Here is an 18105-nt window from a genome sequence, read left to right on the forward strand (position 1 = left end):
ATACCGAGGTTCAACATGCAATACTCCCGACTTACCGAGCGCATCGCCGGCGAAGGCGCGGCGGCCTGGGACATTCACAACCGCGCGCTGGCGCGTCAGGCCGCGGGCGACGACATCACCGTGCTGTCGGTGGGCGACCCGGACTTCACCACCCCCGAGCCGATCATCGAAAGCGCTGTGGAAAGCCTGCGCGGCGGTGCCACCCACTATCCCGACGTCCAGGGCAAGCAGTCGCTGCGCGAGGCAATTGCGCACCGCTACCGGGCGAACGGCGTGGACGCCACGCCGGATAACCTCATCATCATGGCCGGCGCCCAGTGCGGGCTCTACGCCACCGCCCAGTGCCTGCTCGACCCCGGCGACGAAGTCATTGTCCCCGAGCCCTGCTATGTCACCTACGAGGCCGTTCTGCAGTCCACCGGCGCTCACATGGTGCGCATTCCGCTGTCCGGGGACCGCGGTTTCCGCCTGGACGCCGCCGATATCGAAGCCGCGATTACCCCGCGCACCCGGGCCATCATGCTCAACAGCCCGCACAACCCCACCGGTCAGCTGATCGAAAGCGAACAGTGGGAAGCCGTAGCAGCGCTGTGCCGCCGGCACGACCTCTGGCTGGTCTCCGACGAGGTCTACGCCGAGCTGATTTTTGACGGCGAGCACACCTGCGCGGCGAGCCTGCCCGACATGGCCGAGCGCACCGTGGTCATCAACAGCCTGTCCAAGTCCCACGCCATGACCGGCTGGCGGCTGGGCTGGGTTCTCGGCCCCGAGGCGCTGATCGGCCATCTGAGCCACCTGGCGCTGTGCATGCTCTACGGCTGCCCGGACTTCATCCAGGACGCCGCCTGCAGCGCGCTGACACAGCAGCCGCCCGGCCTTGAGACCATGCGCGAAGCCTATCGGGCGCGGCGCGATGCCGTATGCGCCGCTCTCGAGGACTGCGCCGCCGTGGACGTTGTCAAGCCCGCTGCCGGCATGTTCATGATGGTGGACGTCCGCGCCACCGGGCTGTCCTCGCAGGCATTTGCCGACCGGCTACTCGACGAACAGAACGTCTCGGTACTCTCCGGCGAAGCCTTTGGCCCCTCGGCCGCGGGCTTTGTGCGCCTCAGCCTGACCGTCGACGAAGCGCGGCTGCGCAGCGCCAGCGAGCGCCTGGCGCAGACCGCCACGGCAGCCCGCGACGAAGCTGCCTCTCTTTCCACCGTTCAATGAGTTGCCCATGACGTCATCGCCCAACGCCAACACAGCTCCCGACACGTCTTCATCGCCCGGCGCCACACCCGCATCTGCCATTGCCCGGCCGGTGGAAGCCCGCCACATCGTTAAACGCTTCGGCGATCTCGAAGTCCTCCGCGACGTTTCCCTCCAGGTGGACGAGGGCAGCGTCACTTCCATCATCGGCGCCAGCGGTTCGGGCAAAAGCACCCTGCTGCGCTGTCTCAACCTGTTGGAACGCCCCGTTCAAGGCGAATTGACGATTGCGGACGAAGCGATCCTTTTCGACCGCAATCGCCAGGGCGACATTATCGGCCTGGACCGGCGCCAGCTTCAGCGGCTGCGCGCCAGGGTCAGCATGGTATTCCAGCAGTTCAACCTCTGGCCGCATTTCACGGTACTGGGCAACATTACCGAAGCGCCGATGCGCGTCCAGAAGCTCTCGCGCAAGCACGCCATTCGCCGCGCCGACCATTACCTCGAACGGGTCGGCATGGCCGACAAACGTGACAGCTACCCTGCCTTTCTTTCCGGCGGCCAGCAGCAGCGCGTGGCCATTGCCCGCGCGCTGGCCATGGAACCCCGCGTCCTGCTGTTCGACGAGCCGACCTCGGCGCTCGACCCCGAGCGGGTCAGCGAAGTCCTCAGCGTTATCCGCAGCCTGGCCGACGAAGGGCGCACCATGGTGATGGTGACCCACGAAATGGCCTTTGCCCGGGAAGTCTCCGACCAGGTCGTGTTTCTCGACCAGGGCGTTGTCGGCGTGGCCGGCACGCCGCAGGAGGTTTTCGACAACAGTCCGAACGAGCGCTGCCGCCGCTTTGTTTCGCCGGCGGCCTGACGCCCCTCCTTCCCCATCCCCTATATGATCACGCAACGGAGCCTATAATGAACTATAACCTGATCGCTGCCTCGACCCTGGCCCTGCTCACGCTGTCCACCACGGGACAGGCCGCCGAGCCGCTGCAAATCGGCATTTCGGCCGAGCCCTATCCACCCTTTACCTACACCTCGTCCGACGGCGACTGGACCGGCTTCGAGGTCGAGCTGGGGCTGGCTTTCTGCGACGCCATGAACCGCGAATGCGAGATCAAGCCCACCGGCTGGAGCGGCATTATCCCGTCGCTCAAGGACGGCCGCATCGATATGATCATGAACTCCATGTCGATTACCGAAGCCCGCCAGCGGGTGATCGACTTCAGCGACCCCTACTACTTCACGCCGGGCGCCTACGTCGCCGCCAAAGACATGGCGTTCACCCCGCCGGACGACCTCGACGGCCAGGTGCTGGGCGTACAGAGCGCTACCACCAATGCGACCTACGCCCGCCGCGCCCTGCGCGACAGCGGCGCTGAGGTTCGCCTTTATGACCAGGCCGAACAGGTCAACCGCGACCTGCTTTCCGGGCGCCTTGACGTGATACTCGCCGACCAGATTGCCATGCAGGAACTGGTGGAACGCGACGCCGCCGCCGACTTCGAGATCAAGGGCAAGGCTCCGCATCATTCTGCCTACGGCGAAGGCGTCGGCCTCGGTCTGCGCCCCGACGACGATGCGCTGCAGGCCGACCTCAACGACGCCATTGAAGACGTGTTTGAAGAGGGCACCTGCACCGACCTGTCCAACGAGTATTTCGGTACCGATATCTGTACCTGATTCCCGTCCCTGACGACGCTCGCCGAGAGGCGCCCGAGCGGCGCCTCTCTCTTCTTCTGCCTCAACAGAGACTTTCGTTGCCATGAATCAGGTATCCCAGGAGGGGCTGATCGACTGGGCCGGCCCCATTGCCGAAGGTGCGCTGACCACCATTGAAATCGCCGTGCTCTCCTATGCCATTGGCCTGGTGCTGGGGCTGATCGGCGCCAGTGCGCGGCTCAGCCCCTGGGCGCCGCTGCGCGGCCTGGCCACGGCGTATTCCACGGCCGTACGCGCCATTCCCGAGCTGCTGCTGCTCATTCTGCTCTACTATGCCGGCCCGCCGGCGCTGACCGCCATTGCCAACGCTCTGGGCTTTGCCGGCAACGTGACCATCAACGGCTTCGTTACCGCGGTGGGCGTGCTGGCTTTTGTGCAGGGGGCCTATATGACCGAGGTGCTGCGCGGTGCCATTCTTGCCATTCCCGGCGGTCAGCTGGAAGCCGCCAACGCCTTCGGCTTTTCGCCCTGGGCGCGCTTTTCCCGCATCGTGATTCCCGGGATGCTGCCCAACGCCATTCCCGGCATGTCGAATCTCTGGCTGATTCTGATCAAGGACACTGCGCTGGTCAGCGTTATCGGCTTCAACGAGCTGTTCTTCACGATTCAGCAAGCGGCCGACAGCACCCGCGCGCAGTTCCTGTTCTACGCCGCTGCGGGGGTTATCTATCTCGCCATGACGCTCACTTCCACCGCGCTGTTTGCGCGCCTGGAACGCTATGTGCGTCGCGGCCAGCCGGCTACCGAGGAGGCCTGATATGGAGTTTTCCTGGCTGAGCGACCCTTTTTACCAGTCCTATCTGCTCGAAGGGTTCATCAACACGCTGCTGCTGGTTATCGTCTCGGCAGCCGGCGGCCTGGCACTGGCCATCACCCTGGCGCTGGCGCGGCTCAAGGGGCCGAGGCCGCTGGCCTGGTGTATCCACGGCTTTACCACGGTGATGCGCGGCACGCCGCTGCTGGTGCAGCTGTTCTTTTTCTATTACGGCGTGGGGCGCCTGCTCGAGGGGATTCCCGGCATCCAGGAGAGTCTGATCTGGCCGGTGCTGCGCGATCCGTTCTTCTACGGCGCGCTGACCTTCATCCTCAGCGTCGGCGCCTACTCCGGCGAGGTCATCCGCGGTGCGCTGATCAGCGTGCCGCCGGGCGAACGCGAGGCCGGCCGTGCCTTTGGCATGTCGCCGACGCAGGTTTTCTTTCGTCTGTGGCTGCCCCGGGCCATCCAGCTGTGCCTGCCGACCCTGACCGGCGAGATGATCCTGCTGCTCAAGTCGATACCCCTGGTGTCGACCATTGCCATGATGGATCTGCTGCAGGCGGCCAACATCATCCGCGACGAGATGTTCCTGGTTTACGAGCCGCTGATGCTGATTGCGGGTATCTATCTGGCCATGACGGTGGTGCTGACGCTGGTGCTGCGCCAGGTCGAGCAGCGCTTTCCCGGCATGCGCCCGACCCGCGGCCGCCGGCTGATACCCGGACGCGCCTGAACGGCTCAAAAACCGTCAATGCCGGCCGCTGCCAGGCGGTCGGCCAGCGCCCGAACCGCCGGGGCACGAAAAAACGCCACCAGGTCCTCGGCGCGTACCGAGCCGATCCCCGACCGCGAGGCCCAGTCGCGCCTGGTGTAGCCGGACAGCGTCGCCCAGTTGCCGCTGGCCCGGTCGCTTCCCGGCGGGGCACCCAGCGCCTCAAGCCAGACAGCAAACGGCTGCTGCCGGGCGGCGTCAAAGCGCGCTTGCAGAGTCTGTGCCCGGGCCGCACCGATCCCCGGCACCTGCTCCAGCCCGGCTCGATCCAGCGCCAGCCAGTCCAGCAGGTCGGTCACCGCGCCGGCATCCATCAACGCCTGCCAGGTGCCCTCGCCGACACCGCTCATGCCCAGCGTCTGCCCCAGCCAGTCCAGCCGCGCGAGCAGCTGGCGCTTGCATTCGGGCGGCCGCGACTCGCCGGTTGACGCTGACGCCTCGGCGCCGGACAGAGCAAGGCAGCTCAGCCGGTCGTAACGCCCGGCCTCCGGCACCCGCAGCGGTTCTCGCTCGCCGGCCTGCCAGACCACGCTTTCCAGCTCGGGGATGGTCAGCCCGCCCAGGGTGACAGACAGCTGATCGCCGGCGCGCACGTCGAGGCGCTTCCAGCGCGCCAGCGACCCCAGCGACACCCGGCTGATACGCCGCCCTTCGATATACACCGGATCGAGATATACCAGCGGCGTAATCCGCCCGGTGCGGCCGATGCGAAACTCAATGCCGCGCACGCCGGCAAGCGCCCGCTGGGCGGGATATTTCCACGCCCGGGTCCAGGCGGGCGGGCGCGAATGCCAGTGGGTGCCGTCCGGCCGCCGCCCCTGTTTGAGCACAACGCCGTCCGAGGCAAACGGCAGCGGCGTGTGGTACCAGCGTTGGCGCCAGTAAGCGGCGTCGCGGCGATCATTCAGGGCATGGGTATAGTCGGCGGTATCCAGGCCCAGCGCCGTGAGGCCCGCCAGACGTTCGGACATGGTCACGGGGCCGTCGGGCCAGCCCCAGACAAACAGCCCCACGCGCTCAAGCGCGTCGGCAGACGGCGCGGCCTTGCGCATTAGTCCCGCTACTTTATTGCGCGCCCGATGGCGCTGCGGCTCGGCCTGAATATGCCTTGAAAGGCGCCAGTACAGCTCGCCCTGCAGCACCGCCGACAGGTCATCGGGCAGGGTATCGGGTACCGCAGGCAGTTCCCGGGCGCGGGCGGTCCAATCCTGACCGCGCTGGCCGTCGCCGCGGCTGACGGCTTCAACAAGCTGGCCTTCGGCGTAGCGCAAGGTAACGGCTACGCCGTCCACCTTGGGCTGAATCCAGAGATCCTCCCGGCGGCTGGACCAGCGCTTGATGCCGTCGCCGTCGGTTTTTTCCAGGCCGGTTTGCACCACCGGGTGACGACGCACACCCCCGGCGTTTGCGCCAGCGCCTGCCGAACGGCTGGTAGTGACGCGCAGTTTGGGGGTATGGCGCTCGGGCTGACCGGCGCATTTGCGCCAGGCCTCCAGCCTGGCGCCCGCCTGATCATAGAGTTCATCGTCGACGGGCGAGCCGCCGTCCCGGTAATAAGCGCGGTCCCAGCGTGCCAGGCGCGCTTCGAGCGCGCTGATTTCCTGCTCAAGGCGCGGTTTGTCCCAGCGCGGACAGCTGTCGGCGGCTGCCGCGTCGCTGACCACGGCACCGACCAGTAACGCGGCAAGCATTGCCGCGAGCCATAACGTCTGCCGCCAGATTCCCTGCATGGTGTCGCTCCCTGTGTTGATCTCCGGCTCCCCTGAGCATAGCGGATTCCCGGCACAGTGCGCAGCGCATCGGCCTCGGGCGAGCATTACCCTCGAGCGGGCATGATTGATGCTCAAACAGAAAAAGCCCCGCATCAGCGGGGCCGGGAAGAGGGAAGATGGCCCGGTACAGGTGCCGGGCTCTGGCCGGGTTACGCCAGTCCGGCGGCCTGGCGCAGGCTATCGGCGCGGTCGAGCTTTTCCCAGGGGAAGGCGGTAAAGGTTTCCACCTGCGGTTCTCCCCGATCGTCGGTCCAGCGGTAGCTGTGCTCGAAGGGTTCGCGGCCGAAGTGGCCGTAGGCGGCGGTCAGCTGATACATGGGATGCTCAAGGTTGAGCATTCGGGTGATCGCGTAGGGGCGCAGGTCAAAGTGCTCGCGCACCAGACGAATGATGGTGGCTTCGTCGACCCTGGCGGTGCCGAAGGTATCCACGGATACCGAGGTCGGCTCGGCCACGCCGATGGCGTAGGAAATCTGAATCTCGCACTTGTCGGCCAGCCCCGCGGCCACGATGTTCTTGGCCACATAGCGCCCGGCGTAGGCGGCGCTACGGTCGACCTTGGACGGGTCCTTGCCGGAAAACGCCCCGCCGCCGTGGCGCGCCATGCCGCCGTAGGTATCGACGATGATCTTGCGGCCGGTCAGTCCGCAGTCGCCAACCGGGCCGCCAATCACAAACTGGCCGGTCGGGTTGATGTGGTACTGGGTGCTGTCGTCCAGCCACTCGGCGGGAATCACCGGCTCGATGATCTCGCGCTTGACGATCTTGCGCAGCTCGTCCTGCTCGATATCGGGGTCGTGCTGGGTCGACAACACCACGGCGTCGACACCGCAGGGCTTGCCGTGTTCGTCGTAGCGGAAGGTCAGCTGACTCTTGGCGTCCGGCCGCATCCACGGCAGAAGCCCTTCACGGCGCAGCTGCGACTGCTTTTCCACCAGCCGGTGGGCGTAATACGCCGGCGCCGGCATATAGGCGTCGGTTTCGTTGGTGGCGTAGCCGAACATCAGCCCCTGGTCGCCGGCGCCCTGGTCTTCGGGCCGGGTGCGATCCACGCCCTGGGCAATATCCACGCTCTGCTTGCCGATCAGGTTGATGATGCCGCAGGTATCGCCGTCAAATCCGACGTCGGAGGAGGTGTAGCCGATATCGTTGATCACGCGGCGGACCAGCGCTTCCAGATCGATCCATGCCGAGGTAGTGACCTCGCCGGCAATAATCGCCACGCCGGTTTTGACCAGGGTTTCACAGGCAACCCGTGCCTGCTTGTCGCGGGCGATAATGGCGTCCAGCACCGCATCGGAAATCTGGTCGGCGATCTTGTCGGGATGGCCTTCGGAGACCGACTCGGAGGTAAACAGGGAATATTCGCTCATCGCGCTCTCGACCCTCTGTACTGATGGCAGGCGTTCCGGTGGCGACCCTCGCTTGCAGAGCGCAAGCAGCATCAAGCCGTAACGGTTAAGTGACAGACAACTATACGAAGCATCCAATATAGAAGCATCAACGTATGCAGGACGGCCGAGTTTACACCCTGACCACGCGGATTCCCAGAATTTGCCGCCGTGGGTGAAGTCAGCGATAATGGCGTTTTGATTTACGTTTGTAGGCGAGGAGCCCCCATGCCGACCCGTTTTGAGCTGGCCAATGCCATTCGCGCCCTTTCCATGGATGCCGTGCAAAAGGCCAACTCCGGCCACCCCGGCGCCCCCATGGGCATGGCGGATATCGCTGAAGTGCTGTGGAATGACTATCTCCGGCACAACCCCAACGATCCGCAATGGGCCGACCGCGACCGCTTTGTGCTCTCCAACGGCCACGGCTCGATGCTGCTCTACTCGCTTCTGCACCTGAGCGGCCACGATCTCAGCCTGCAACAGCTGCAGAATTTCCGCCAGCTCCATGCGGCCACCGCCGGGCACCCGGAATACGGCTACGCGCCGGGGATTGAAACCACCACCGGCCCGCTGGGTCAGGGGTTTGCCAACGCCGTGGGCATGGCCCTGGCCGAAAAGACGCTGGCCGCCCAGTTCAACCGCCCCGGGCACGCGATTGTCGACCACCGCACCTGGTGCTTTCTCGGCGACGGCTGCCTGATGGAAGGTATTTCCCACGAGGTCGCCTCGCTGGCCGGAACCCAGCAGCTGGGCAAGCTGGTGGCGTTTTACGACGATAACGGCATTTCCATCGACGGCGAGCTCGATAGCTGGTTTACCGACGATACCGCCAGGCGCTTCGAAGCCTACGGCTGGCACGTCGTGCCCAGCGTTGACGGCCACAAGCCCGAGGAAATCAAGGCCGCCATCGAGATGGCGCTGACCCACGACGACAAGCCCAGCCTGATAATCTGCCGCACGGTGATTGGTTTTGGCGCCCCCAACAAGCAGGGCACGGCGGCCACCCACGGTGCCGCCCTGGGCGATGACGAGGTGGCCGCCGCGCGGGAACGGCTGGACTGGCCACACGCGCCATTTCATATCCCCGAGCCGATCTACGCCGGCTGGGATGCCCACGAGGCCGGTGAGGCGCGCCAGCAGGAATGGCGCGCCCGCTTTGCCCGTTACGCCGAGGCCTGGCCCGACGCAGCGGCGGAATTCGAGCGCCGCCTGAAGCCGCGTCTGCCCGACCCGCTCTCCAGCGAGGCGCTGGTCGAGCAGGCGCAGCAGGACGCCAAGACCACCGCATCGCGCAAGGCCTCGCTGGCCACGCTGAACGAGCTGGGCCCACAGCTGCCCGAGCTGCTTGGCGGCAGCGCCGACCTGGCGCCGTCCAACCTGACCTTCTGGGACGGCGCCCGGGCCATCACGCCCGACTCGGCCGACGGCAACTACCTGCACTACGGCGTGCGCGAGTTCGGCATGGGCGCAATCATGAACGGCATCGCCCTGCACGGCGGCTTTGTGCCCTACGGCGCCACCTTTCTGATCTTCATGGAGTACATGCGCAACGCCATCCGCATGGCCGCGCTCATGAACCAGCAGGCCATTTACGTCTTCACCCACGATTCCATTGGCCTGGGCGAAGATGGCCCCACCCACCAGCCGGTGGAACAGCTCACCAACCTGCGCACCACACCCAACCTCTGCACCTGGCGGCCGTGCGATGCGGTGGAAACCGCCGCCGCCTGGGACAACGCGCTCAAGCGCCGTTCCGGCCCCAGCGCGCTGGTACTGTCGCGCCAGAATCTCGACCACCAGCCGCGCACTCAGGCCCAGCTCGCCAATATCCAGCGCGGTGGTTACGTTCTTAAAGACGGTTCCCTTAAAGACAGTTCACTCAAGGAAAACGAGGCAACGCCGGAGCTGATCCTGATTGCCACCGGCTCCGAAGTCGGCCTGGCCATGGACGCCGCTACCGAACTGGAGAACCGGGGTCATGCCGTGCGCGTGGTCTCCATGCCGTCTACCCAGCGCTTCGACGGCCAGGGCGCCGACTACCGCGAAAGCGTACTGCCCGCCGCCGTGACCCGGCGCATTGCCATCGAGGCGGCCCATGCCGACTACTGGTACAAGTATGTGGGCCTGGAGGGCCGCGTGATCGGCATGACCACCTACGGCGAGTCCGCGCCGGCGGGTGATTTGTTCAAGCACTTCGGTTTTACCGTGGATCACGTGGTCGAGCAGGCCCGGGCGCTGCTGGAGTCAATGCCTTTATCGGTGACGTCATGCCTGCGCTGAACGGTTTTTTGTGGCTACTGCTGTGCTGGCTTGCCGGTGAGCTGATCGTCCACTACACCGGCATTCCTGTTTCTTCCGGCGTGATCGGCATGCTGTTGCTGTGCGGCGCCCTGGCGATAAACGGCGGCGTGCCGGAAAGCGTTGCCGCTGCTGCCCAGCCGCTGATCGCGATGCTGGCGATGCTGATCATGCCCGGCGTTACCGGTGTGTTTTTCATGATCGATCAGCTGGCCGGACAGTGGACCGCCATCATCATCAGCCTGATCATAGGCACCCTGTTCAGCGTGTTCACCACGCTTTGGCTGCTGCAGCGCCTGATGCGGGATGACCATGCTGGGTGAGGCGCTGCTACAGCGACTGAGCGCCACGCCGCTGTTCGCCGTGGCGCTCACGCTGACTGCCTATCTGGTCGCCATGGCGCTGCTCAAGCGCCTGGGCCGGCCGCCCTGGCTGCCGGCCATTGTGCTCGCCACCGCCCTGCTTGTCGGAGCGCTGGTGCTCACCGGGATGGACTACACGACCTATCAGGAGGGCGCTCGCTGGCTTACCGTACTGCTGGGCCCGGCTACCGTGGCTCTGGGCATGCCGCTGTACCAGCTGCTGCCTCGCATTCGACAGCTGTGGCGCCCGCTGGCCGTATGCCTGCCGATATCAGCCACCATGGCTATTGTCTACGCGCTGGGCATTGCCTGGCTCATGGGAGCCACCCCCGAGACTATCGCCTCGCTTGCCGCCAAATCGGTCACTGCCCCCATTGCCATGGGCATTGCCGAGCAGATCGGCGGCAACGTCTCCCTGCTGCTGGGTGCGCTGCTGGTTACCGGCGTGGCCGCCATCGGCTTTGTCAGCCTGGCCGCACGGCAAATGAACATTACAGATGAGCGCATTATCGGCTTTGCCCTCGGCGTTAACGGCCATGCGCTGGGCACGGTGCGCGCTTTTGAAATTGGCCCGACCGCCGGCGCCTTTGCCTCGCTGGGCATGAGCCTGACAGGCACTTTTACCGCGCTGCTGCTGCCGCTGGCCTGGCGGCTGGTGGTCTGAACACGCCCGGGCCCTCACTCGATTCAGCATGGCGGAGAGTCACACCATGACGGACACGCGATACCGCATTGCCATCAACGGCTACGGCCGTATCGGCCAGTGCGCACTGCGCGCCCTGATCGAGCGCGAGGTGGCCTGCGACCATCCAGCGATTATCGACATCGTGGCGATCAACGAGCTGTCGGATGCCGCGACCATCAGCTACCTGACGCGCTTTGATACCACCCACGGCCGCTTTCCCGGCACGGTGGACAACGACGACGGCCACCTGATCGTCAACGGCCATCCGATTCGCCTGTTGAGCGAGCCGGACCCGGCGAAGCTGCCCTGGCGCGAACTGGGGGTCGACCTGGTGCTGGAGTGCTCGGGCAGCTTCAAGGATCGCACCACCGCGCTGGCGCACATCAACGCCGGCGCCAAACAGCTGCTGTTTTCCCAGCCGGCGGAAAACGACGTGGATACCACCGTGGTCTGGGGCATCAATCAGGATTCGCTCTCGCTGGATCAGCCGGTGGTTTCCGCAGCGTCGTGCACCACCAACTGCCTGGTGCCGCTGCTCACGGTGCTCAACGACGCCCTGGGGGTAGAGCACGGCGTGACCACCACGATTCACTCGGCGATGAACGACCAGCCGGTGATCGATGCCTATCATCAGACCGACCTGCGCCTGACCCGCTCGGCCATGCAGTCGATCGTGCCCGTGGATACCGGCCTGGCGCGGGGTATCAGCCGGCTGATGCCGGAACTGGCCGGGCGTTTTGAGTGCCTGCACGTACGCGTGCCCACCATCAACGTCTCGGCCATGGATGTCTCGCTGACCGTGCGCCACGACACCGATGCCGCCAGGGTCAACCGGCTGCTGGCCGACGCCGCCGGCCGGCTCGACGGCGTACTCGGCTATACCGAAGCGCCCACCGCCTCGGTAGACTTTAACCACGACCCGCGCTCGGGCATTATCGACGCCACTCAAACCCGGGTGGCCGGGGCGCGGCTGGTCAAGCTTTTATGCTGGTTTGATAACGAATGGGGCTTTGCCAACCGCATGCTGGACATGACCCGGCGGCTGGCCTATCTGCGCACCGGCGCCTGACATTGCCCCCACATGGACAAAGACGACGAGGACGTTTTCATGAACGTGCAACGCATGACCGATCTTCCACTTCGCGGCCGGCGCGTGCTGATCCGTGAAGACCTCAACGTACCCATCAAAAACGGCCGGGTCACCAGCGATGCGCGCCTGCGTGCGGTACTGCCGACGATCAGGGCCGCAGTCGATGCCGGCGCTCGCGTCATGCTGATGAGCCACCTGGGCCGCCCCACCGAAGGGGAACCCGCCGAGGAATTTTCTTTGGCCCCGGTGGCCCAACGTCTGGGCGAGCTGCTGGACCGCCCGGTAACGCTCACACGCGACTATCTGGATCGCGCCCCGGCGCTGGAAGACGGCAACATGACGCTGCTGGAAAACGTGCGCTTCAACGCCGGCGAGAAAAAGGACGACGAAGCGCTGGCGCGCCGCTACGCCGCGCTCTGCGATATCTTCGTCATGGACGCCTTCGGCACTGCCCACCGCGCCCAGGCATCGACCCACGGCGTGGCACGCTTCGCCCCGGCGGCCTGTGCCGGCCCGCTGTTGGCGGATGAACTCTCGGCGCTGGAAACCGCGCTGGCCACGCCTCGGCGGCCCATGGCGGCGATCGTCGGTGGCTCCAAGGTGTCCACCAAGCTCGAGGTACTGACCGCGCTGGCCGACAAATGTGACCAGCTGATTGTCGGCGGCGGTATCGCCAATACCTTTATCGCTGCGGCCGGCCACAACGTGGGCAGGTCGCTCCACGAGGCGGACCTGATCGACCAGGCCCGCACGCTGATGGACAAGGTCGACATTCCACTGCCCAGCGATGTGGTCGTGGCCACCGAGCTGTCCGAATCCGCCACCGCCACGGTGAAGCCGGTGGATCAGGTGGCCGACAACGAGATGATCCTCGACGTTGGCCCGGCCACCGCCGAACGCCTGGCCGGCATGCTCCAAAGCGCCGGCACCGTGCTGTGGAACGGCCCGGTGGGCGTGTTTGAAATCGACCGCTTCGGCCAGGGCACCGAGCGCATCGCTCGGGCCATTGCCGACAGCGACGCTTTCTCGATTGCCGGCGGCGGTGATACTTTGGCAGCCATCGACAAATACGCCGTGGCCGATCAGGTATCGTATATTTCCACCGGCGGAGGCGCCTTCCTGGAGTACGTTGAAGGCAAAACGCTGCCCGCCGTCAGCGCTCTGGAAGCCGCGGCCCAATAGCGGCAACGCTTGTAACAGAAGCGTTGTTGAGACATTATCTCAACCATCGCCTCACTACCGCCCTGCCTGCTCTTCCGCGAGGCGGGGCGTCCGTTTTCTTTTATTCTGCAGATCCCAAGGTGACTTCATGGCTCTGATCAGCATGCGCCAAATGCTGGACCACGCCGCCGAACACGGCTATGGCATTCCAGCCTTTAACGTCAACAACCTCGAGCAGATGCGCGCCATCATGGAAGCCGCCGACCGGACCGACTCGCCGGTGATTATCCAGGCGTCTGCCGGTGCGCGCAAATACGCCGGGGCGCCCTTTCTGCGCCACCTGATTCTGGCCGCCGTGGAAGAGTTTCCGCACATCCCCGTGGCCATGCACCAGGATCACGGCACCAGCCCCGCGGTATGCCAGCGCTCCATCCAGCTGGGCTTTTCCTCGGTAATGATGGACGGTTCGCTGGGCGAAGACGGCAAAACGCCGGCCGGCTATGACTACAATGTCGACGTGACGCGGCGCACGGTAGAAATGGCGCACGCCTGCGGCGTGTCGGTCGAAGGGGAGCTGGGTTGCCTGGGCAGCCTGGAAACCGGCACCGCCGGCGAAGAAGACGGCGTCGGCGCGTCAGGCACGCTCGATATGGAACAGCTGCTGACCGATCCGGAAGAAGCCGCCGACTTCGTCAAGGCCACCCACGTTGATGCCCTGGCGATTGCCATCGGCACCAGCCACGGCGCCTACAAGTTCACCCGGCCGCCCACCGGCGATACGCTGTCCATCCAGCGCATCAAGGAAATCCACGCGCGCATCCCGGATACCCACCTGGTCATGCACGGCTCTTCCTCGGTTCCCCAGGAATGGCTCGAGGTCATCAATCAGCACGGCGGCGAGATTCCCGAGACCTACGGCGTGCCGGTGTCCGAAATCGTCGAAGGCATTAAACACGGCGTGCGCAAGGTCAACGTCGACACCGACCTGCGCCTGGCGTCAACCGGCGCAGTGCGTCGCTTCCTCGCCGAGAACCCGGCCGAGTTTGATCCGCGCAAGTTCCTCAAGGCCACCATCGGCGCCATGCGCGAGGTTTGCATGAACCGCTACGAAGCCTTCGGCAGCGCCGGCAACGCCAGCAAGATCAAACCGATCAATCTGGAAGAAATGTTCATGCGCTACGAGCGCGGCGAGCTGGTGCCCAACGTCAAATAGCGCTCAGGCACTTGCCACGATGCTTTCAAAGCGGCCCATTACGGCCGCTTTTTTTTGGCATCTGGCCGGGTCACAGGCTTTGTGACACACTGAGGCGGTCGCGCGCTGCAAGGAACCACCATGTTTTTGCCCCTTCTGCTGTTTGATTGTGACGGCACTCTGGTTGATAGCGAGCCGCTGCTGGCAGACGAGATGGCCAGAGGACTCAACGCCGTGGGGCTGCCGTTCAGCGCCGAGGACTACCTCAGCCGGTATCGCGGCATGCGTTTCCGACATATCGTGTCACGGCTGCAACGACACCACGCGCAGGTGCCGGAGCCTCAACTCAAACGCATGGAACACGTGATGCGTTCCAACCTGGCAAGGCGCCTTGCCGTCGAGCTCTCACCCATCGACGGCGCCCGCACAGCGTTACAGCAGTTGGCTGACTACCCTGGCGCTGTGGTTTCCAACGGTTCCGAAAACAAGATTCGTACCGCTCTGAACGCCACGGGGCTGGATCATTACCTCGGTCAGCATCTGTTCAGTGGCTATGCCGTGAACTGCTGGAAACCCGACCCTTGCCTTCACCTTCACGCCGCCCGCGCCATGGGCTTTGCCCCCGCCGACTGCATTGCCATTGACGACGCTTTGGTAGGCGTTAACGCCGCACTGGCAGCCGGCATGACGGTCATTCACCTGAATCGCTTTACGGATACCGAGACGACGCCGGACAATGCCATTATGATACGCCACATGAATGAGCTGACCGACGTGGTAACGCGCCTTACGCAGGCGTCTGCCACCCTATCGTCAGCCTTGCCATAGGGCGCCGTCACTCCAGGGCAGCCGTACTCAGAGGAGAAACATCATGGCATCGTTACGCGACCAGCTGGGCGGGCTGGTCTATTCCACCGAACAGGGTGATACTTGCCCGGATTGCCGCGAGGCCCTGGACGAGTGCCGCTGCAGCGCACTCCAGGAGCAGCAGCGACTCGACAGCCTTGATGGCATCGTGCGCATCCGTCGGGAAACCAGCGGGCGCAAGGGCAAGGGCGTTACGACGCTCAGCGGCGTCAAGCTGCCCGAGGCTGAGCTCAAACAGTTGGCCAAGCGGCTGAAGAAACGCTGCGGCACGGGCGGCGCGGTCAAGGACGGCGTCATCGAAATACAGGGCGACCACCGCGATACGCTTTATCAGGCACTCACCGGGCTGGGCTATACGGCAAGACACGCCGGCGGCTAGGCGGTCCCGCGCTCGACACAACCACCACCACGGCAAAGGCTTCCGCATGGTTTGGCTGGAATACCTCCTACCGCTGATTTTTCTTTTTCCCATGGCAGCCCTCGGGGCCGTGGTGCTGGCGCTTCGCGGCCTCCACGATACCCGTGTGCGCTCCCCGTTCACGGCCGAGCCGCTGCGCGCCCCCGGTCAGGCGCTACGCACCCGGCTTGACCGGGCCTTTGCCACGCTGTTTCTCAACGGCTCGCTGGGGCCGCTGGCCAGCCTGACGCCGCTGGTTTACGGCATGGGACGCATGCTGTTTGTGGAGCGGCAGTTCTGGGTCGAGTGGGCACTTTATGGCCTGCTGAGCACCGCGCTAGTGCTGATATTTTCGCTGCTGCTGGTACGTGACTATCAGCGTATCCGTCGCCTCAAGCTGGGGCTCGCCTGCGAGCTGGCCGTGGGGCACGAGCTTGAGCAGCTGGCACACGCAGCCTCACAGCCTTACACGGTCTTTCATGATGTGCCCGCCGCCAACTTCACCATGGATCATGTGATTGTCACGCCCGGGGGGCTCTTCGTGGTGGAAACCCGCGCCCGGACGTTTGCCCTGGGCAGTAATGGTCGTACGCTCAAGCAGGTGTGCGTGGAGCCCGAGCGCCTGCGCTTTCCTCATTGGCAGGAGCGCCGCCCGCTGCACAAGGTTCGCCAGGCCGTCAGCTGGCTGAGCGAATGGCTGGAAACACAATGCGGTACGTCGGTTCCCGTGCGCGGGATGCTGGTCCTGCCCGGTTGGGACATTGATACGCAGGACGCAGCCGACGATGTGGATGTGATCAGTGGCGAAACCCTGGGCGATCAGCTGGCCGACGGCACACCGTGGCAGCTGGCCGACGATGTATACGACCAAGTCGTCAGCCAATTGCAGGAACGCGCACGCTCGCGGCATAGCTTCAGCCACTTACGCCAGCCGTCCGCCTGAACACGTCAGGCATCGCCCCTGAGTCTGCCGCCCATCTCCTGGGCCAGATCCACCGCATAGTGGTCGGTCATCCCGCCGATAAAGTCCAGCATCCGCCGATAGCTGGCATACAGCGACCAGTCCCGGGTCGGCGTGTTTTCTCCGATCAACGCCAGCACGCGCTGATGCTTGAAGGACAGATCGCCGTGATGGTATAGCTCGTGAGCAGCGCCGATAAACGCCTCCAGCAGAATACCCAGGGTGGTATAGGCGCCGATTTCCAGCTTCGCCTTGCGCTCATTCTGAAAAATCCGTTTACGCGCCAACGCCTTGGCATCGCGTACGCCCTGGCTTAAATCGGCATGGCACAGGGCCAGCAGATCGCGGTCCAGCGTGCCGGCCAGCAGCGCCGGCTCCTGCTCGACAAAGACGGCACCAACGTCGTTGACCGCACGCTCCATGGCGGCGCCTCGCAACAGGGCAATACAGCGGCGCCGGGAGGCGCCCCGGCGCTGCATCTCGGCGTATTCCGGGGGCAGTTCACCGGCGACTCGCTGCAGAATATCGGCGACTTCTTCATAGCGTAGAATGCCCATTTCCAGACCGTCTTCCAAGTCCAGCAAGGCATAGCAGATATCATCGGCGGCCTCCACCAGCCATGCCAACGGGTGCCGACACCAGCGATCCTCTCCCTCGGGCAGCAAGCCCAGGCTATTGGCCACCTCGCGCAGCAGGGGCAACTCCGACTGATAGGCTCCAAACTTGCCCCCCGTGCCGCGATGGGACACCGCCCAGGGATATTTCAGCAGGGTTCCCAGGGTTGCCGCCGTCATGCGCATGCCGCCGTTGAACTGGTTGTACTCTATCTGGGTAATGACTCGAAAGCCCTGGGCATTGCCTTCATAAGTCAGCAGATCCGCGCGTTCGTCGGGCGTCAGTCCCGTCAGCAAGCCATCCTGATCCGCACACTGAAACCAGTCACGGATAGCGTATTCACCGGCATGGCCAAACGGCGGATTGCCGATATCATGGCCCAGACAGGCCGTTTGTATGATAACGCCCAGGTCCGCCGGCGTTGTTGTCGCCGGGAGGCGATCCTGTAACAGCTCGCCTGCGATCATGCCCAGTGAACGCCCCACGCAGCCAACCTCCAGCGAATGCGTCAGGCGAGTATGGATATGATCATTCTCGGTAAGCGGATGCACCTGCGTCTTGCGCCCGAGACGACGGAAGGAACCGGAAAACACAATCCGGTCGTGATCCTTGTGGAAGGGTGTGCGGCCAATCTCGTGAGACACGGCCTGACGCTCATCGTGCAGACGTCGCGGGGAAAGCAGCTGTTCCCAGCACATCGTGGTCATGCGGCCCGCCTCCATGAACATTGAATGCGAGACCGGGGTTGGCCCCGAGCCTCCCTGCAGACGTCTATACTACAGGTTCCGGCGCTTCTCTGTGCCATCACCACAGCCGCATTCGTTGAATGGCAAGTCGCATCCTGCCCATAAAATACGTCTGTGTATAAA

At 64.6% G+C, this 18105-nt stretch carries 17 protein-coding genes; 14 read left to right on the forward strand and 3 right to left on the reverse strand.

The genetic code is table 11. From position 1 onward, the window contains the following. The first annotated feature begins 15 nt into the window (after positions 1-15). The 5 genes from C793_RS0113025 (at position 16) to C793_RS0113045 (ending at position 4403) form a co-directional block, all read left to right on the forward strand. Positions 16-1215 carry a pyridoxal phosphate-dependent aminotransferase gene (locus C793_RS0113025; protein WP_017431390.1) on the forward strand — a complete coding sequence of 400 codons (1200 nt, stop codon included), beginning with the start codon at positions 16-18 and terminating at the stop codon, positions 1213-1215. A 7-nt stretch (positions 1216-1222) separates the two neighbouring features. Continuing rightward, positions 1223-2059, forward strand: coding sequence for an amino acid ABC transporter ATP-binding protein (locus C793_RS0113030; protein ID WP_017431391.1), 837 nt, complete (start codon positions 1223-1225; stop codon positions 2057-2059). 47 nt (positions 2060-2106) lie between these two features. Further along, a complete protein-coding gene (locus tag C793_RS0113035) occupies positions 2107-2874 on the forward strand; it encodes a transporter substrate-binding domain-containing protein (protein ID WP_017431392.1) in 768 nt (255 codons plus the stop codon). 82 nt (positions 2875-2956) lie between these two features. Beyond that, entirely contained in the window at positions 2957-3670 is a 714-nt protein-coding gene (locus tag C793_RS0113040) for an ABC transporter permease (protein WP_017431393.1), read from the forward strand. A 1-nt stretch (position 3671) separates the two neighbouring features. Then, positions 3672-4403, forward strand: coding sequence for an ABC transporter permease (locus tag C793_RS0113045; protein WP_017431394.1), 732 nt, complete (start codon positions 3672-3674; stop codon positions 4401-4403). Positions 4404-4408: 5 nt separating this feature from the next. Here C793_RS0113045 and ligB read toward each other — a convergent pair whose 3' ends face one another. Then, positions 4409-6172: an NAD-dependent DNA ligase LigB gene (gene ligB, locus C793_RS0113050; RefSeq protein ID WP_017431395.1), complete on the reverse strand. Its 1764-nt coding sequence runs from the start codon at positions 6170-6172 to the stop codon at positions 4409-4411. 191 nt (positions 6173-6363) lie between these two features. After that, positions 6364-7587 carry a methionine adenosyltransferase gene (gene metK / locus C793_RS0113055; RefSeq protein WP_017431396.1) on the reverse strand — a complete coding sequence of 408 codons (1224 nt, stop codon included), beginning with the start codon at positions 7585-7587 and terminating at the stop codon, positions 6364-6366. Between the two features lie 246 nt (positions 7588-7833). Between metK and tkt the strand changes: the two genes are divergently transcribed. The 9 genes from tkt to C793_RS0113100 all read left to right on the forward strand — a co-directional run bounded on the left by tkt (position 7834) and on the right by C793_RS0113100 (position 16603). Beyond that, the gene (tkt, locus tag C793_RS0113060) at positions 7834-9888 is read left to right on the forward strand and encodes a transketolase (RefSeq protein WP_017431397.1); all 2055 of its coding nucleotides are present in this window, start codon (positions 7834-7836) and stop codon (positions 9886-9888) included. Continuing rightward, positions 9876-10229, forward strand: coding sequence for a CidA/LrgA family protein (locus C793_RS0113065; protein ID WP_017431398.1), 354 nt, complete (start codon positions 9876-9878; stop codon positions 10227-10229). The genes tkt and C793_RS0113065 overlap by 13 nt, the downstream gene beginning before the upstream one ends. Then, complete coding sequence (locus tag C793_RS0113070; protein WP_017431399.1) at positions 10219-10932, forward strand: LrgB family protein; 714 nt, start codon at positions 10219-10221, stop codon at positions 10930-10932. The genes C793_RS0113065 and C793_RS0113070 overlap by 11 nt, the downstream gene beginning before the upstream one ends. Before the next feature lie 46 nt (positions 10933-10978). Continuing rightward, positions 10979-12022 (forward strand): type I glyceraldehyde-3-phosphate dehydrogenase, encoded by a 1044-nt coding sequence (locus C793_RS0113075; RefSeq protein WP_017431400.1) that lies wholly within the window; start codon positions 10979-10981, stop codon positions 12020-12022. A gap of 39 nt (positions 12023-12061) precedes the next feature. Next, the gene (locus C793_RS0113080) at positions 12062-13225 is read left to right on the forward strand and encodes a phosphoglycerate kinase (protein ID WP_026106296.1); all 1164 of its coding nucleotides are present in this window, start codon (positions 12062-12064) and stop codon (positions 13223-13225) included. A 127-nt stretch (positions 13226-13352) separates the two neighbouring features. Beyond that, positions 13353-14417, forward strand: a complete 1065-nt coding sequence (fba, locus tag C793_RS0113085; RefSeq protein WP_017431402.1) for a class II fructose-bisphosphate aldolase — start codon at positions 13353-13355, stop codon at positions 14415-14417. 120 nt (positions 14418-14537) lie between these two features. After that, the gene (locus C793_RS0113090; RefSeq protein ID WP_017431403.1) at positions 14538-15224 is read left to right on the forward strand and encodes an HAD-IA family hydrolase; all 687 of its coding nucleotides are present in this window, start codon (positions 14538-14540) and stop codon (positions 15222-15224) included. A 43-nt stretch (positions 15225-15267) separates the two neighbouring features. Continuing rightward, positions 15268-15642: a translation initiation factor Sui1 gene (locus tag C793_RS0113095; RefSeq protein WP_017431404.1), complete on the forward strand. Its 375-nt coding sequence runs from the start codon at positions 15268-15270 to the stop codon at positions 15640-15642. A 46-nt stretch (positions 15643-15688) separates the two neighbouring features. Continuing rightward, positions 15689-16603: a nuclease-related domain-containing protein gene (locus tag C793_RS0113100; protein ID WP_017431405.1), complete on the forward strand. Its 915-nt coding sequence runs from the start codon at positions 15689-15691 to the stop codon at positions 16601-16603. Positions 16604-16608: 5 nt separating this feature from the next. On the opposite strand, the gene C793_RS0113105 is transcribed toward C793_RS0113100, so the two are convergent. Next, positions 16609-17943, reverse strand: a complete 1335-nt coding sequence (locus C793_RS0113105) for a deoxyguanosinetriphosphate triphosphohydrolase (RefSeq protein ID WP_026106297.1) — start codon at positions 17941-17943, stop codon at positions 16609-16611. Between the last annotated feature and the right edge of the window lie 162 nt (positions 17944-18105).

Source organism: Vreelandella jeotgali Hwa (assembly GCF_000334215.1).
Lineage (GTDB): Bacteria > Pseudomonadota > Gammaproteobacteria > Pseudomonadales > Halomonadaceae > Vreelandella > Vreelandella jeotgali.

What these genes read in the sequence shown, in the direction of transcription:
- C793_RS0113070 (WP_017431399.1), top strand. Translation starts at nt 10,219, where the DNA reads ATGCTGGGTGAGGCGCTGCTACAGCGACTGAGCGCCACGCCGCTGTTC.
- C793_RS0113035 (WP_017431392.1), top strand. Translation starts at nt 2,107, where the DNA reads ATGAACTATAACCTGATCGCTGCCTCGACCCTGGCCCTGCTCACGCTG.
- ligB (WP_017431395.1), bottom strand. Translation starts at nt 6,172, where the DNA reads ATGCAGGGAATCTGGCGGCAGACGTTATGGCTCGCGGCAATGCTTGCC.
- C793_RS0113030 (WP_017431391.1), top strand. Translation starts at nt 1,223, where the DNA reads ATGACGTCATCGCCCAACGCCAACACAGCTCCCGACACGTCTTCATCG.
- metK (WP_017431396.1), bottom strand. Translation starts at nt 7,587, where the DNA reads ATGAGCGAATATTCCCTGTTTACCTCCGAGTCGGTCTCCGAAGGCCAT.
- C793_RS0113105 (WP_026106297.1), bottom strand. Translation starts at nt 17,943, where the DNA reads ATGACCACGATGTGCTGGGAACAGCTGCTTTCCCCGCGACGTCTGCAC.
- C793_RS0113095 (WP_017431404.1), top strand. Translation starts at nt 15,268, where the DNA reads ATGGCATCGTTACGCGACCAGCTGGGCGGGCTGGTCTATTCCACCGAA.
- C793_RS0113025 (WP_017431390.1), top strand. Translation starts at nt 16, where the DNA reads ATGCAATACTCCCGACTTACCGAGCGCATCGCCGGCGAAGGCGCGGCG.
- C793_RS0113090 (WP_017431403.1), top strand. Translation starts at nt 14,538, where the DNA reads ATGTTTTTGCCCCTTCTGCTGTTTGATTGTGACGGCACTCTGGTTGAT.
- C793_RS0113100 (WP_017431405.1), top strand. Translation starts at nt 15,689, where the DNA reads ATGGTTTGGCTGGAATACCTCCTACCGCTGATTTTTCTTTTTCCCATG.
- C793_RS0113045 (WP_017431394.1), top strand. Translation starts at nt 3,672, where the DNA reads ATGGAGTTTTCCTGGCTGAGCGACCCTTTTTACCAGTCCTATCTGCTC.
- fba (WP_017431402.1), top strand. Translation starts at nt 13,353, where the DNA reads ATGGCTCTGATCAGCATGCGCCAAATGCTGGACCACGCCGCCGAACAC.
- C793_RS0113065 (WP_017431398.1), top strand. Translation starts at nt 9,876, where the DNA reads ATGCCTGCGCTGAACGGTTTTTTGTGGCTACTGCTGTGCTGGCTTGCC.
- C793_RS0113075 (WP_017431400.1), top strand. Translation starts at nt 10,979, where the DNA reads ATGACGGACACGCGATACCGCATTGCCATCAACGGCTACGGCCGTATC.
- C793_RS0113040 (WP_017431393.1), top strand. Translation starts at nt 2,957, where the DNA reads ATGAATCAGGTATCCCAGGAGGGGCTGATCGACTGGGCCGGCCCCATT.
- tkt (WP_017431397.1), top strand. Translation starts at nt 7,834, where the DNA reads ATGCCGACCCGTTTTGAGCTGGCCAATGCCATTCGCGCCCTTTCCATG.
- C793_RS0113080 (WP_026106296.1), top strand. Translation starts at nt 12,062, where the DNA reads ATGAACGTGCAACGCATGACCGATCTTCCACTTCGCGGCCGGCGCGTG.